Here is a 15,526-nt window from a genome sequence, read left to right on the forward strand (position 1 = left end):
ACATGAACAAATTAATTCAATTTGCATTAAAGAAGCCAATTAGCGTTATCGTTATCATACTTGGGATAACATTGGCTTCTATTATGGCTATTCGTAAATCGCCGATAGATATTCTGCCTTCTATAAATGCACCGACTATTTATGTAGCCCAAACTTACGGTGGGCTATCTCCACAGCAGATGGAGGGTTTTGTCGCATCCTACTATGAATATCACTTTTTATATATTACAGGCATAAAAGCTGTTGAAAGTAAGTCAATACAGGGATTGAGTTTAATCAAACTGCAATTCCATGAAGGTACCGACATGGCGGCGGCTATGGCAGAGGTTGTATCTTATGTAAACCGTGCCCGCTCGTTCATGCCTCCCGGAACATTGCCTCCTTTTATTATGCGTTATGATGCAGGTTCCATTCCTATCGGACAATTGGTCTTCCGTAGTGAAACCCGTCCTATCAATGAAATCCAAGACCTTGCACTCTTTAAAGTGCGACCTATGTTCGCAGCGCTCCCAGGAGTTTCTGCTCCACCACCATTTGGGGGAAACCAAAAGACCATCGTGGTAAAAGCAGACCCGGAAAGACTTCGTAGTTATAATCTTACAGCGGAAGAACTGATTACTGCTATTGCAAAAAACAATACGATTTTACCAGCAGGTAATATCCGCACGCAGGACAAAACGGTTATTACGTCATCAAACAGCGTAGTTGACAATTTCAAAGAAATTGAAAATGTAGCCGTTAAAAACGTAGGTGGTACGCCTGTTTTTGTAAGAGACCTTGCAACGGTAACGAATGGAGCGGATATTACTACAGGATATGCATTGGTAAATGGAAAGAGAACAGTGTATATACCTGTTACCAAAAGAGCCGATGCATCAACTTGGGACGTAGTCCAGTCTATCAAAAAGGCACTGCCCGAAATGCAATCGGCTATTCCGAGTGACATTAAGGTTTCTTATGAATTTGACCAATCGAGTTATGTCAGCAATTCGCTTAAAAGTGTTCTTTTTGAAGGGGCAATCGGGGCATTGTTAACAGGTCTTATGGTTTTGCTCTTTTTGAAAGATGTAAGAAGTGCCATTATAATTGTTGTCAATATCCCACTTGCTTTGTTGTCAGCGGTATTGGGATTGTATCTGTGTGGACAGACCATCAATGTGATGACACTTGGCGGATTGGCTCTTGCCGTAGGAATACTGGTGGACGAGTCCACCGTGACCATAGAGAACATACACCACCATCTTGAAACGGGTAAGCCGTTGCGGCTTGCGGTTTGGGAGGCGTGTAAAGAAATAGCTGTACCCAAATTGCTCATATTGCTTAGTATCCTTGCCGTATTTGTTCCGGCGTTGTTTATGACAGGTGTTCCAAAGTCTATGTTTATGCCTCTTTCGCTGGCAGTTGGTTTTTCTATGGTTGCTTCGTTTTTGTTATCGCAGACACTTGTCCCAATTCTATCAAACTGGTTCATCAAGAAAAATTTCAAAGAGCCTCAAAAAGACCGCCTTGAAAAACTAAAAAACAAGCTGTCTTCAACAATCCTTAAACTGAACCATTCCAAAAAGATAGTTGTTCCGGTTTTGTTCGCATTTCTTTTATTGATTGTTTGGGCAGGCTACAAGCAAAGTGGAACTGAAATCTTTCCTAAATCCAATGCAGGTCAGATGCAGGTCAGAATGCGTATGCCTGTGGGTACCCGCATCGAAAGAACAGAAGATGCTACCAAAAAAGTCCTTGCCATCATAGACAGCATTGCCGGAAAGGACAATGTATTGATTTCGTCTGCTTATGTGGGGCTTCAACCGCCTACTTATGCCATCAATCCGATATTCCTTTACACTGATGGCCCACATGAAGCGGTAACTAAAATCAATTTTTCAAAAGATACAAAGTTGGGAATGGAAGAATTGAAAGAGAAGATAAGACAGGCTGTTTCAAAAAGCATTCCGGGCGCAACGCTTTCTTTCGAGCCTGCCGATTTGGTAGACCAGGTCATGAGCATGGGGTCAAGCACTCCGATTGAAGTTGTTGTTCAAGGTAAAAACATCAAACAAAGTCAGGAAATAGCAGAGAAAATCAAAAACAATCTGCAAAGCGTAGATTATTTGCGAGATGTGCAGATTTCCCAAGCATTGGGGTATCCAACACTTCAGATTAACTATGACCGGACAAGGATGGGACAGATGAATATCTCTATCGACCAAGCAGGAAAATCTGTGACGGATGCCACATCTTCGAGCCGCTATACACAGCCCGTATATTGGCTGGACAATGCTTCAGGTAACTCTTATCAGTTACAGGTCGAGTATCCGCAGATGTTGATGAACAATGTAGGGCAACTTGAAGGTGTGCCGATTGGAAGAACCGAAGGTGTCCCTATCAACCTTAGAGATATTGCAGAAATTAAACAAGGCACTTCGGTGGGTGAATATACCCGTATCAACCAACAGCGGTTTATTTCTGTAACAGCAAATATTTACAATAAGCCTCTTGGATTAGCTATGGATGGCGTTAATGCCGCAATCAAAAAGTTGGGAGGTCTTCCCGAGGGTGTCAAAGTATATACAAGAGGTCAATCCGATATGCTTACCCAGACTATTGGCGAACTTTCTGTGGGATTGATATTGGCAGTTTTTGTCATCGTTTTGATGCTCGCTGCATTCTTTCAATCGTTTAAATTGTCGTTAACGGTACTGGTTGTGCTTCCAGGCGTTTTGGCAGGGTCGGTCATCATGATTTGGCTTACAGGAAATACACTGAACATCCAATCTTTCATGGGGGCAATCATGGCACTTGGAGTAGCCGTTTCAAATGCAATATTATTAATAACTAATGCAGAAGCTATAAGGAAGGAGCAAAACCTTAATCAATCTGTAATTGGTGCCATAGCAGCTTCCAACCGTTTCAGACCAATTATTATGACCACGCTTGCTATGGTAGTAGGTATGATACCTATGGCTATCGGCATGGGAGAAGGAGGCGAACAGACCGCACCTTTGGCGGTAGCGGTAATCGGTGGGCTGTTATTTAGCAGTATTATCAGTTTGTTCATTGTTCCGCTTGTCTATGAAATGATGATTGGAAACAAAGCAGTCCGTGATGTTTCCTTATTTCCGGAAGAACTTAATACCACTAATTCATTAAATTAATTAAATCATGAACTTCAAAATCAATATATCTGTTTTCTTCGCTATGCTTATCCTTATCTCTTGCAATCAGAATAAAAAAGGCGAAACGCAGGTAAACAGCACCCAAGAAAAAGTTGATACCGTTAATGTTTATACGGTTGCAAAAGATACTGCACATAAAAACATCGTTCTTCCCGGTAATCTATTACCGAACGAGAAAGTTGAAATCCGGGCAAAGGTGCAGGGATATATCAGCAGTATCAAAGTTGATATTGGCTCAAAAGTGTCCAAAGGGCAAATTCTGGCATTAATTGATGCCCCGGAAATCAACACTCGCCTGCAAGAGTTGATGGCTAAATCAAAATCCAACTATTCCCGTTATTTGGCAAGCAAAGACTATTACGAACGGTTAAGCCAAGCTTCAAAGTCTGACGGTGTTATCGCAGCATCCGAACTGGAAAACAGTAAAAATAAAATGTTGGCTGATGAAGAAGAATACAAAGCCTCAAATCTTGCGGCAGCTTCATACCGACAGATAGGAAATTATCTGGCTATTGTTTCCCCCTATAAAGGTATTATAACCAAAAGGAACGTAAACATCGGAACATTTGTAGGCAACGCTTCTGACCTTCCTCTATTTGAAATGGAAGACAATTCTGTCCTACGTCTGCAAGTTCCAGTACCGGAATTGTACACAAATGCACTTTTAGCCGATAATACCTGCGAGTTTGTAACCAAATCGTTCCCTGATAAAAAATACAAGGCAAAGCTTACCCGTAAATCAGGCAGTATTGATGAAGCTTCGCGAAGTGAGTTGTGGGAATTTGAAGTTCCAAATACCGATGCCGATTTAAAAGCAGGTGCGTATGTTGACATCAAATTGAACTTTGTTAGACCACAATCTTCGTTGATTGTTCCAGTATCCTCAGTAGTTTCAACATTGGAAAAAAGATTTGTCATAAAAGTAGAGCAAGGTAAAACGAAATGGGTTGATGTTAGAAACGGTTTTACGATGGATGACAAACAGGAAATATTTGGCGATTTAAAAGAGGGAGATACACTCGTGCTAAAAGCCAATGAGGAACTAAAAAGCGACAAACAAGTAATCACAAAAAAATAAAAACATGAAAAAGTCCAATAATTTGTCGGCACTCGTAGCAGTTACAGCTATGGGGCTAATGATGAGCTGTACCAACCCACAGCAAAACAGAAATGGTGCAAATGATAAAGCCGAAAAAGATGCCAAAGTAGCTCTTTGCGCTCCCACCCGTAGTTTGGACGTGAAGCAGATAGAAGCGATTACGGGAATGAAAGGCACCGAAAAAAATGGCGAATATAAAATTACGGTACCGCAGAATGACCTTAAAGTAGTGGTCGATGGGTTTAAAATAACTCCTCCGATGGGACTTGGCAGCTGGGCAGCCTTTACGCCATGTGGAGACAGTGCTATGGTGATGGGAGATATTATTTTGGCTGAAAACGATGTAAAACCTGTCCAACAAGAGGTCATTCGCCAAGGGTTTGCAATTACTGCTATACATAATCATTTTGTACGTAACAAACCGGGTGTGTTTTTCATGCACATAGGACGCACCGCAGATGTACCAACACTTGCCAAAGGCGTAAAAGCCATTTTTGGGAAAATAGCCGAAACTCGTGGAATAGACCCGGGTAAAGCCCCCGCTGATAGTGTTGTCAATACATTAGACATAAATTCTTTAGATAAAATACTCGGTTCAAAAGGAGAAATGAGCAAAGGTGTTTATAAATATACAATCGGCAGACCTGATGTACAACTTACAGAACACGGAGCTCCGGTAAGCACTTTTATGGGCTTCAATACTTGGGCTGCATGGCAAGGTACACCAGACCACGCCGCTGTGGCAGGAGACTTTGCTATGTTGGAACAAGAGGTTGCTCCGGTAATCAAAACACTGATTGAAAATGGAATTGAGGTAGTTGCCGTACACAATCACATGGTACATGAGACCCCAAAGATTTTCTTTTTACATTATTGGGGTACGGGCAACGCTATCCAGTTGGCTAAGGGACTAAAAGCAGCATTAGATTGTACAGGCAAAGAGACCAAATAATTGGTACTAAATCAAATTAACAAATGAAAATTAATAGAAGTTATAAAGAATGATTGATAAACAAGGGCTTCAAACGAATGTCAAACCCGATTATACACTGAAACAATTAATCAATTATTTCCTGAAATTAGGTGCTGTCGGATTTGGTGGCCCCGTAGCTTTGGTAAGCTATATGCACCGTGATTTAGTTGAAGAACGGAAATGGATATCGGAGGAGGAATACAAGCAAGGTGTTGCCTTGGCACAACTGGCTCCGGGCCCTTTGGCTGCACAGTTGGGAATATATTTAGGTTTCGTACACTACCGTCTTTTAGGGGCAACATTGGTCGGTTTGGCATTCGTACTACCCTCATTTATGATGGTCGTATTATTGGGTATTGCTTATAAACTTTTCGGAGGGCTATTTTGGATGCAATCCGTTTTTTATGGAGTTGGTTCAAGTGTGGTTGGCATCGTAATAATGAGTTCATTCAAGCTTACCGAAAAGTCCATTAGTAAATTTGATTTTCAATCTATCAAAGGCAATTGGCTGCTTTGGGTGTTTTTTCTATCAGGTGCAATAATTACATTCATAACAAAGCAAGAAAGTTTAATACTTTTTCTTGTTACAGGAACAATTTATATGTTGGTAAAAGCGCCGCCACGCTGGTTGAACACCAAAACTGCTAATGTGCTTATACTATTAAATACGGGATTTTGGAGTTACAAATTTTCGACCTTAGAAAAAATTGCAATCTTCTTTGGAAAGGCAGGTGCATTTGTTTTTGGTAGCGGCTTGGCAATCGTTCCATTTTTACATTCGGGAGTTGTAATAGAAAATCATTGGTTAACAGAACAGCAGTTTTTAGATGCTGTGGCTGTGGCAATGATTACACCTGGCCCCGTTATCATAACAGTAGGATTTATTGGTTATTTGGTAGCAGGATTTCCCGGCGCCGTTGTAGCAGCAATCTCTACATTTTTACCATGCTTCCTGTTTACCGTGTTACCTGCGCCTTACTTCAAAAAAATAGCCAATGATAAATCAATCAAAGCTTTTGTTGATGGAATAACGGCAGCTGTTATTGGTGCATTAGTAGGTGCGGTTGCTGTAATTGCATTACAGAGCATTGTCGATATTCCAACAGCAGCAATAGCAATACTTACAATTCTTACGCTTATATATGTTAAAAAAGTAAAAGAACCTCATATTATTTTGGTTTCTGCAATATTAGGTCTAACTATAAAATCACTACTATGAAACGAAAAGATTTTTTAAAAACTGCTGGCTTAGCGAGTGCCGCCACTCTACTAACCGGACAAAACGTCTTTGCCCAAAACCTTACCAGTAATAATACAGACAGACTGGTAGATGCAAACGGCAATTTTATACAACAAGCATTGCCATATTCCGAAAGTTTTTTGGAACCCTATATGGATAGTGAAACACTGCATTTACATTACACCTTTCACCACGGTGGGGCAGTAACGGCAGCCAACAAAGATGCGCAGATGATAAAAAAAGCATTGGAGGAGAATAATCTTGAAACCGTTGACTTCTGGACTAAAAAGCTTGCCTACCATTCTTCTTCACACATTCTGCACTCTATTTTCTGGACTAATCTAACCAATAAAAAAACAGAGCCTACCAAAGATTTGCTAAAAAGAATTGAAAAAGATTTTGGTAGTTATGATAAGCTGAAAGGCTACCTTGCTGCAACCTCAAAAAATGTTGATGGAAATGGTTGGGGCATTTTAGGTTATCAGCCATATACGGATAAATTGGTTATTCTTCAATGCGAAAATCACGAAAAATTAACACAATGGGGTGTTATTCCCTTGTTGGCTATTGATGTTTGGGAGCATTCCTATTATTTGAAATATAAAAATAAAAGAGCCGATTTTGTAGATGCATTATTTAATATTATCAATTGGGACAATGCAGCCCAAAGACTAAATGATGCTTTGAAATTTGCTAAGTAGCATACCCGTATTTGTTTGAAATTCTCAATATGTCAATTGGGAATTTTAAAAATTTCTCAATGACATCTACTCTCCAATTTTTTTTGAATGGATAAATTTTATAAAGAAACACTATATAAGTTAGAGGCGGAAATCAGCGAACTGGAAATTGAAGGTGATTGTTCGATACAACGGATTGAAACAATTATACATCTAATTGTAAATGCTCTATCTGAAATTAAAGAATATGTTTTAGTTACTGGATTTAAAACGGTGAATGAGGAAATCCGTTTTTTTAAATCTCAAAAACCCACCATTGTTGCCAAACTCATCTACTATAATACCATTTATAAAATAGAAACGAGAAAGCCTTATGGAGCAAAGCATATCAAAAAATATCTAAATAAAGAACTGAAAAAGCTCAAACGCTTCTTTGATAGCAATCTTGATTTTTATAAATATTACCGTAGCAACAATACGTTTCTTGACGAAAAGTTATTTGTAAGGGGCAAACATGATATAAAGCTATGGCTTGATACATATTATTTGCAATCTGACCAAACCTTTTGCTCATCTCACGATTATAAAGTAGCCAAAATATTGGCTAACGATTTGATACAGGTATATATCGAAGACCAGTTATACAATACCACTCATGTAGATAAACCAAGTGACATACATCAATTAAAGTGGACAGATAGTAAAGCAGCTATGATAGAACTGATATACGCCTTGCATTATCAAGGTGTTTTCAATAATGGCAACAGTGATATTCGAGAAATCGCCAAGTATTTTGAGGGCATTTTTAATATGGAATTGGGTAATTTTTACCAAACGTATTTGGAACTTAGAAATCGGAAAGTTAACCGAACTAAATTTCTTGACGGACTTCGAGAGGGGCTTATCAAAAAAATGGATGAGCAGGAAGAAAAGTAGGTAGATATAATAGAATTTGATTGTCTATCGGAAGCTTAATATACCCGTTGAGATGGTCTCTATTAATTCTAAAAGTCTCGTATTTCGAGACTTTTTCTTTGTAGTTTCATAGTTTCAGCCGATATTTTTTTTATTTTTGCATTAGTGAGAAATATTGTTGCAATATCATTTTTGTTTATTTTCCTTTCCGCAAATACTGCGTTTGGGGAGGTATTGAAACTGCCTGCACTTATACACCATTATTATCAGCACCATGATGAGGAAAATAGTGATGAACACAATATTAGTTTTTTAGCTTTTCTAAGTGAACATTATTCTGATTGTGCTTCTCATCCTAAACTACCACATCACGACCACAAGAACCTACCATTCAAAACAATTGATTGTCACGCTTCTAATATACCTGTTATTGTACCACAGCAGCCCACATTTTTTGTAAATAATGTTGTCTTTGCTGATAGTGCTAAAAAGATTTTTTACAATCAATTCTTTATTTCTTCCGCTTCACTCGGCTCTGTTTGGCAACCGCCACGTTTTATTTAATCATTTTACGGTTTTAATAAAATCCTTTCGGGGGTTTGTAGTTGTACAATTTGCTATATAGCTCAACCTGTACTTATGTTTAATGATTAACAAAAAAATATGTTCAATAAAATAATTGAGTTTTCTCTAAAAAATAAACTCATTGTAGGCATTTTTACCCTTGCCCTAATTGGTTACGGTATTTATGAAGTTACCAAATTGCCTATTGATGCAGTACCCGATATTACCGACAACCAAGTTCAGGTAATAACAATCGCACCAGCTTTGGGTGCGCCCGATGTAGAGCGTTTAATAACGTTTCCGATAGAGCAAGTAAACAACAATCTCCCCGGACTAAAATCATTACGTAGTTTCTCCCGTTTTGGTTTATCTGTTGTTACTATCGTTTTTGATGATAATACAGATATTTATTGGGCAAGGCAACAAGTATCAGAGCGTTTACAGCAAGTTCAGGAGCAAATCCCCAAAGGTTTCGGGACACCAACATTGGCACCTGTTACCACAGGGTTAGGCGAAATCTATCAATATGTCATTAGACCAAAGAAAGGTTATGAAAACAAATATAATGCTATGGAACTACGTACTATTCAAGATTGGATTGTTCGTAGGCAGCTATTAGGAGTACAAGGCGTTGCCGAAGTCAGCAGTTTTGGCGGATTGCTAAAACAATACGAAATAGCCATTGACCCTGCCAAACTAATGGCAAACAATATTACCATTAGCGATGTATTTACTTCGCTCGAAAATAATAATCAGAATACAGGCGGGGCATATATTGAGAAAGGTGCAACGGCTCTATTTATTCGAAGCGAAGGCTTGGTGGGGAGTTTTGACGACATCAATAACATTGTAGTAAAAAACCTCCCCAACGGGTTACCTCTTCTAATTCGTGATGTGGCAGAAGTTCGTTTGGGTAGTGCTACAAGATACGGAGCAATGACCTTTAACGGCGAAGAACAGGTATCGGGGGCAGTTGTAATGATGTTAAAAGGCGCAAATAGTAACCAGGTTATTAAGAACATCAAACAACGCATTGCGCAGATACAAAAAACATTGCCGGAAGGTGTTACCATTGACCCTTTCCTTGACCGTACCAAAATGGTAAATAATGCCATCTCAACCGTTACAAGAAACTTATTAGAAGGAGCATTAATCGTTGTTTTCGTATTGGTATTGTTCTTAGGCAACTTTCGTGCGGGGCTTTTGGTAGCCTCAGTAATACCGCTGTCGATGCTATTTGCTATCATCCTAATGAACTTGTTTGGAGTGAGTGGCAACCTAATGAGTTTGGGGGCTTTAGATTTTGGTTTGATTGTAGATGGTTCAGTAATCATTGTAGAAGCCGTAATGCATGGATTTTCTCATAGCAAGCATTTTCAAAATATCACTGAAATATCACAATCAGAAATGGATACGCAGGTAAAAGGTTCTGCGACAAGAATGATGAACAGTGCTGTTTTCGGGCAAATCATTATCTTGATTGTTTACTTGCCAATTTTCTCGTTAGAAGGTATTGAAGGCAAAATGTTCAAGCCTATGGCTCAAACGGTTGCTTTTGCTTTGTTAGGCGCATTTGTACTTTCGTTGACATACATTCCGATGATGAGTTCCTTGTTTTTAAGCAAAAAAATATCTCATAAGAGAAACATTTCCGACAGATTGATACAACGTTTGGAAAACTTCTATTCGAGCTATTTAATAAAAGCATTGAAAATGCCTAAAGGTATTATAGCTACCATTCTTATACTATTTGTAATTGCTGTTTTTGTACTAACAAAGTTAGGTGGTGTCTTTATTCCAAACTTGCCTGAAGGCGACTACGCAGTAGAAACAAGGGTTTTGCCGGGAAGTAATGTAAATACTTCTATTGATGCAGTATCAAAAGGCTCTAAAATACTTTTAGCAAAATTTCCTGAAATAGAAAAAATAGTAGGCAAGACTGGAAGCAGCGAAGTACCGACAGACCCCATGCCTATTGATGCTACGGATATGATGATTATACTCAAAGACCGTAAGGAATGGACTTCTGCAAAAACTTATGAAGAATTAGAAGCAAAAATGGTAAAAGAATTGGAAGCCGTTCCGGGTGTTACATTCGGTTTCCAATATCCCGTTGCAATGCGTTTCAACGAACTCATTTCTGGAGCAAGGCAAGATGTGGTTTGCAAAATCTTTGGAGAAGATTTAGACACACTTGCTTTATATGCAAACAAATTAGGTAGCATTTGTAATACGGTGCAAGGTAGTAGCGGTTTGTATGTAGAAGCTGTAACAGGTATGCCGCAAATCGTAATTAAATACAACAGGGCTGCAATAGCTCAATATGGTCTTAACATTACAGAAATTAATAGAGTAGTAAATGCGGCATTTGCAGGAGAAAGTAGCGGAACAGTGTACGAAGGTGAAAAACGTTTTGATTTGGTTGTTCGTTTAGCAAGTGAAAAACGGAAAGACCTTTCCGATGTTCAAAATCTTTTAATTGAAACACCTGCTGGTACACAAATTCCTTTAAGTCAGGTTGCTGATGTGAACATTATTGAAGGCCCAAATCAAATACAACGTGAAGACGGACAACGCAGAATTATTGTGGGCTTCAATGTTCGTGGCAGAGATGTACAAAGTATGGTAAAAGAGTTACAGGATAAAGTTGAAAAACAAATTAAACTTCCTGCGGGCTACTACATTACCTATGGAGGTGCATTTGAAAATTTGGAAGAAGCAAAAGGGAGGTTAATGATTGCTGTTCCTGTGTCGTTGGTACTTATTTTCTTGTTGTTATACTTCGCTTTCAAATCCGTAAAACAAGGCTTGTTAATTTATTCGGCAATCCCGCTTTCTGCCATTGGAGGCATATTCGCTTTGGCTTTGCGTGGCATGCCTTTTAGTATTTCCGCAGGCATCGGATTTATTGCACTATTCGGTGTAGCTGTGTTAAATGGCATCGTATTGATTGCAGAATTTAACCGACTGAAAGAAGAAGGTTTGTCAGATTTGAAGCAAATCGTTATTCAAGGTACAAGAGTTCGTTTACGACCTGTATTGATGACAGCGTTTGTTGCATCGTTAGGGTTTTTACCGATGGCATTGAGTACAGGCGAAGGAGCAGAGGTGCAAAAACCGTTGGCGACCGTTGTTATTGGCGGTTTATTGATTGCCACGTTCTTAACCCTATTTATTTTACCAATACTCTATATTATGTTTGAAAAAGGAATATCCTTTCCAAAGAAAATAAATAAAATCGGAACCTTACTTATTCTTCTCCTTGTTGTTTCGTTACAAAATGTAAATGCACAAACACCAATCTCGTTACAGAATGCCGTTGATACGGCATTGAAAAACAATTTATCTGTGAAGAATGAAAAACTTCGAGCAGAATACAGCCAACAGCTTATAAAGTCAGGTAAAAACATTCCTGCTACTAATGTAATTGCGGAGTATGGACAATTCAATAGCTATTACTTAGATACAAAAGTTGGTTTGGCTCAAACAATCAGCTTCCCGACAGTTTACACAGCCAATAAAGCATTACTTACAGAAGAATGGAAAAGTAGTTTGTTCAAAGTAGGTACAAAAGAAGTAGAATTAAAAAAGCAGGTTACACAGGCATATTGCAATTTGCTTTATTTACAACAGAAAAAGCACCTGCTTCAAAAGAATGATAGTCTGTTTGCTGAATTTTTAAATAAGGCAACACTGCGTTTCACAAAAGGCGAAAGCAATGTTTTAGAGAAAACAACAGCCGAAAATCAAAGAGGGCAAATAGCTTTGCAGCTTTCCCAGTTGCAACAGGATATGGAGTTGGTGCAGTTGCAATTTCAGCTATTGTTAAACACTGTTACTGTTTTTATTCCCCTTGAAGATGAAAAAGTTTTATTTTCTATTGCAGACATAGACAGCACACAGATTGCCGAACATCCTGTAATGCAGTATTACAAACAGCAGCAAAAAATAGCGGAAGCCAATACAAAAGTTGAACGTTCAAAACTCTTGCCCGACCTTACTCTTGGCTACAATATTACGGGAATGAAAGGTACAGGAGCGGACAACAAAACTTATAACAGCACCCCTCACTTTCAATCATTTCAGATAGGCTTGGGTATTCCCATTTTCACAGGTGGGCAAAAAGCAAAAATCAACGCTTCTAAAACCAATGAAGCCATTGCCGCTAATGAATATGAATTGACTTTAAAAAGTTTTGAAATCGAATTTCAATCAGCATTGAAACAGTACAAAAAATACGATGAGGCTGTTCAATATTTTGAAACAACGGCTCTTAAAAATGCGCAAACAATCACGACAACGGCAAAAACTCAATTTCTAAATGGCGACATTAATTATTTGGAATGGGTTATGCTCGTCAATCAGGCGACCAATATCCAAAGCGATTACATAGAAGCGGTAAAGAACAGGAACAGTTGTATTGCCGAACTCAATTCTATTATAAACAAATAAAGTAAGATAATGGAAAAGAAAGGAGTTCAGACAATATGGCAAAAACTGTCGGAGCCGTTTTTGGCATTGAGGAACAGAACTTTTGCAAAACTGTATTTAGCCCAAACTATCAGTTTAGTCGGCGATGCCATTACTTGGGTGGGCTTGGCATTGTTAGCATATCAGTTTGGCAAAGAACGTTCAGCCGTTATTTTAGCTACGGCACTTACATTAAGGGTAACGGCTTTCATTATTTTTTCGCCCTTTGCAGGTGTATTGGCAGACAAAGTACAACGAAAGAAAATACTGTATATAACACACTTTATCCGTATGGCAATAGTGTGTTCCCTGCCTTTTGTTTCGGCAGAGTGGCAATTATACGCTTTGGTGTTTTTACTCAATGTGTTTAATGCTTTTTTTACACCAACATACAGAGCAATCATTCCGCAGGTAATTGAGGGTAAATACTATCGTGAAGCTGTTGGCTTATCTACCGCCACCTATCAGTTATTGGGCATATTAAGCCCCGCATTCGCTGGTATTTTAGCCGTTTGGTTAGGAGCAAAAGAAATCTTTTTGGTGGATGGCGTTACATTCATTGTTGCGGCAATTTTAATTCTATCTATTCCTGCCATAGAACTGCAAAAAGGTGTAGTCTCAACGAAAAAGCAAAATCAAAACATGTGGGCAAATGTTTGGAAAGGCATCAATCTATTGTTCGGCAATAAAATACTTCGTTTTGCATTGAGTATTGAATTTGTATCGGCATTGGCAGGAGCAATGATTTTGGTAAACACTATTAGCCACATAAAAACAATACTGCATTTATCCGATAAGTATTACGGTTGGGTTATGGCAGCTTTTGGTATTGGTGCAGCCATAGCTGCATTTGTAGCAGGTAGTTTGGACAAGTCTAAAACAAGAGTTGTTTCGTTGATTACAGGCGTATTGTTATTGGGTTTTTCCATTGCCTTTACCAATTATGTACCATACACAATTTTATTAGTGTTTTGGCTTTTTGCAGGATTAGGACAAAGCCTTGCAGAAATGCCGTCAGAAACATTGATTGGCGAAAATATTGCATCTGCCGAACAAGGAAAAGTATATGGGACGCATTTCGCATTTTCGCATTTATGGTGGGCTATTGCTTATCCCATAGCAGGTTTTTTAGGGTCACGATTACCGCAAAAAGAATTTCTATACGGAGGCATACTAACACTTTTTGTGGCAGTCATAGCCGTTTTAATATTTAAACCTTCAATTAAGTAAAAATTCAGAAATATGAATAAATTAATAGTTTTTGCAAGTGCAGTAATGTTATTGGCTTCTTGCAGTGGCAACAAATCAGAAGAACAACAACCTGAAATAGCAACCCAAAACAATGTGGTTACACTTTCCGATGCTCAATACAAAAATGCAGGCATTGAAACAGGCATTTTATCACAACAAAACATTTCGTCCGTATTAAAAGTAAGCGGAAAGGTCGATGTCCCACCACAAAATACAGTTTCCGTAAGTGTTCCGTTAGGTGGTTATCTTAAATCTACTAAACTCCTGCCGGGAATGTACATAGGCAAAGGCGAAGTATTGGCAGTAATAGAAGACCCTCAATACATTCAGTTACAACAGGATTATTTAACTGCTAAAGTGCAATACGTATATAGTACAAGCGAATACAACCGTCAAAAGGAACTGAACGAAAGCAAGGCAACGAGCGATAAGGTGTATGAACAAACTAAAGCTGCCTATCAGACGCAAAACGTTTTGATTAACGCATTGGAACAAAAATTAAAATTGATTGGGCTTAATCCGGAAAATGTATCAGCAGGAAATATCACACGAAACATCAAGATTTATTCGCCTATATCGGGTTATGTATCTGCAATAAATGTAAACATAGGAAAATATGTCAATCCAAGTGATGTCTTGTTTGAAATTGTAAACCCCTCTGATATTCATTTGGCTTTAACCGTCTTTGAAAAAGATGTAAATAAAATTTCCATTGGGCAAAAATTGTTTGCATATACCAATGCTAATCCTACGGAGAAAATACCCTGCACAATTATTTTAATAACTAAAAATTTATCCAACCAAAACTCCGTAGAAGTGCATTGCCACTTTGAAAAGAACAATAAAACACTGCTCCCTGGAATGTTTATGAATGCCGAAATAGAAATTTCAGGAGGCAACACCACTGCTTTACCTGATGATGCTATTGTTCGTTTTGAAAATAAACAATATGCCTTTCTGCAATCAGACAAAAATAGTTTCACTATGCAGGAGGTAAAAACAGGCAATTCCATAAACGGTTATACCGAAATCATCGGGGCAGATAGTTTACTGCAAAAAACATTTGCAACCAAAGGAGCTTACAATCTCCTAATGGCTTTGAAAAATACAAGCGATGAATAAGAAAAAAATAGAATAGTTGTAATGACAAATGAACAAATAGCA

At 38.5% G+C, this 15,526-nt stretch carries 10 protein-coding genes; all 10 read left to right on the plus strand.

Annotated elements, in window-relative coordinates; translation table 11 throughout:
* Positions 1–2: 2 nt before the first annotated feature.
* The 10 genes from AC3QLY_RS08400 (at position 3) to AC3QLY_RS08445 (ending at position 15,484) form a co-directional block, all read left to right on the plus strand.
* Complete coding sequence (locus tag AC3QLY_RS08400) at positions 3–3,149, plus strand: efflux RND transporter permease subunit (RefSeq protein WP_492989645.1); 3,147 nt, start codon at positions 3–5, stop codon at positions 3,147–3,149.
* Positions 3,150–3,156: 7 nt separating this feature from the next.
* Positions 3,157–4,248: an efflux RND transporter periplasmic adaptor subunit gene (locus AC3QLY_RS08405; protein WP_492989646.1), complete on the plus strand. Its 1,092-nt coding sequence runs from the start codon at positions 3,157–3,159 to the stop codon at positions 4,246–4,248.
* A 4-nt stretch (positions 4,249–4,252) separates the two neighbouring features.
* On the plus strand, positions 4,253–5,221 hold the full coding sequence (locus AC3QLY_RS08410; protein WP_492989647.1) for a DUF1259 domain-containing protein: 969 nt from the start codon (positions 4,253–4,255) through the stop codon (positions 5,219–5,221).
* Positions 5,222–5,270: 49 nt separating this feature from the next.
* Complete coding sequence (locus tag AC3QLY_RS08415) at positions 5,271–6,461, plus strand: chromate transporter (protein ID WP_492989648.1); 1,191 nt, start codon at positions 5,271–5,273, stop codon at positions 6,459–6,461.
* Positions 6,458–7,183 carry a Fe-Mn family superoxide dismutase gene (locus tag AC3QLY_RS08420; RefSeq protein ID WP_492989649.1) on the plus strand — a complete coding sequence of 242 codons (726 nt, stop codon included), beginning with the start codon at positions 6,458–6,460 and terminating at the stop codon, positions 7,181–7,183. The genes AC3QLY_RS08415 and AC3QLY_RS08420 overlap by 4 nt, the downstream gene beginning before the upstream one ends.
* Positions 7,184–7,270: 87 nt before the next feature.
* Entirely contained in the window at positions 7,271–8,098 is an 828-nt protein-coding gene (locus AC3QLY_RS08425; protein ID WP_492989650.1) for an RteC domain-containing protein, read from the plus strand.
* Between the two features lie 144 nt (positions 8,099–8,242).
* Positions 8,243–8,641: a hypothetical protein gene (locus AC3QLY_RS08430; protein WP_492989651.1), complete on the plus strand. Its 399-nt coding sequence runs from the start codon at positions 8,243–8,245 to the stop codon at positions 8,639–8,641.
* A 99-nt stretch (positions 8,642–8,740) separates the two neighbouring features.
* Positions 8,741–13,093 (plus strand): CusA/CzcA family heavy metal efflux RND transporter, encoded by a 4,353-nt coding sequence (locus AC3QLY_RS08435; RefSeq protein WP_492989652.1) that lies wholly within the window; start codon positions 8,741–8,743, stop codon positions 13,091–13,093.
* A 9-nt stretch (positions 13,094–13,102) separates the two neighbouring features.
* Entirely contained in the window at positions 13,103–14,341 is a 1,239-nt protein-coding gene (locus AC3QLY_RS08440; protein ID WP_492989653.1) for an MFS transporter, read from the plus strand.
* 12 nt (positions 14,342–14,353) lie between these two features.
* On the plus strand, positions 14,354–15,484 hold the full coding sequence (locus AC3QLY_RS08445) for an efflux RND transporter periplasmic adaptor subunit (RefSeq protein ID WP_492989654.1): 1,131 nt from the start codon (positions 14,354–14,356) through the stop codon (positions 15,482–15,484).
* Positions 15,485–15,526: the final 42 nt, after the last annotated feature.

Source organism: Hydrotalea sp. GW822-HT8A01 (assembly GCF_058798575.1).

What these genes read in the sequence shown, in the direction of transcription:
- AC3QLY_RS08435 (WP_492989652.1), top strand. Translation starts at nt 8,741, where the DNA reads ATGTTCAATAAAATAATTGAGTTTTCTCTAAAAAATAAACTCATTGTA.
- AC3QLY_RS08445 (WP_492989654.1), top strand. Translation starts at nt 14,354, where the DNA reads ATGAATAAATTAATAGTTTTTGCAAGTGCAGTAATGTTATTGGCTTCT.
- AC3QLY_RS08420 (WP_492989649.1), top strand. Translation starts at nt 6,458, where the DNA reads ATGAAACGAAAAGATTTTTTAAAAACTGCTGGCTTAGCGAGTGCCGCC.
- AC3QLY_RS08400 (WP_492989645.1), top strand. Translation starts at nt 3, where the DNA reads ATGAACAAATTAATTCAATTTGCATTAAAGAAGCCAATTAGCGTTATC.
- AC3QLY_RS08440 (WP_492989653.1), top strand. Translation starts at nt 13,103, where the DNA reads ATGGAAAAGAAAGGAGTTCAGACAATATGGCAAAAACTGTCGGAGCCG.
- AC3QLY_RS08415 (WP_492989648.1), top strand. Translation starts at nt 5,271, where the DNA reads ATGATTGATAAACAAGGGCTTCAAACGAATGTCAAACCCGATTATACA.
- AC3QLY_RS08405 (WP_492989646.1), top strand. Translation starts at nt 3,157, where the DNA reads ATGAACTTCAAAATCAATATATCTGTTTTCTTCGCTATGCTTATCCTT.
- AC3QLY_RS08425 (WP_492989650.1), top strand. Translation starts at nt 7,271, where the DNA reads ATGGATAAATTTTATAAAGAAACACTATATAAGTTAGAGGCGGAAATC.
- AC3QLY_RS08410 (WP_492989647.1), top strand. Translation starts at nt 4,253, where the DNA reads ATGAAAAAGTCCAATAATTTGTCGGCACTCGTAGCAGTTACAGCTATG.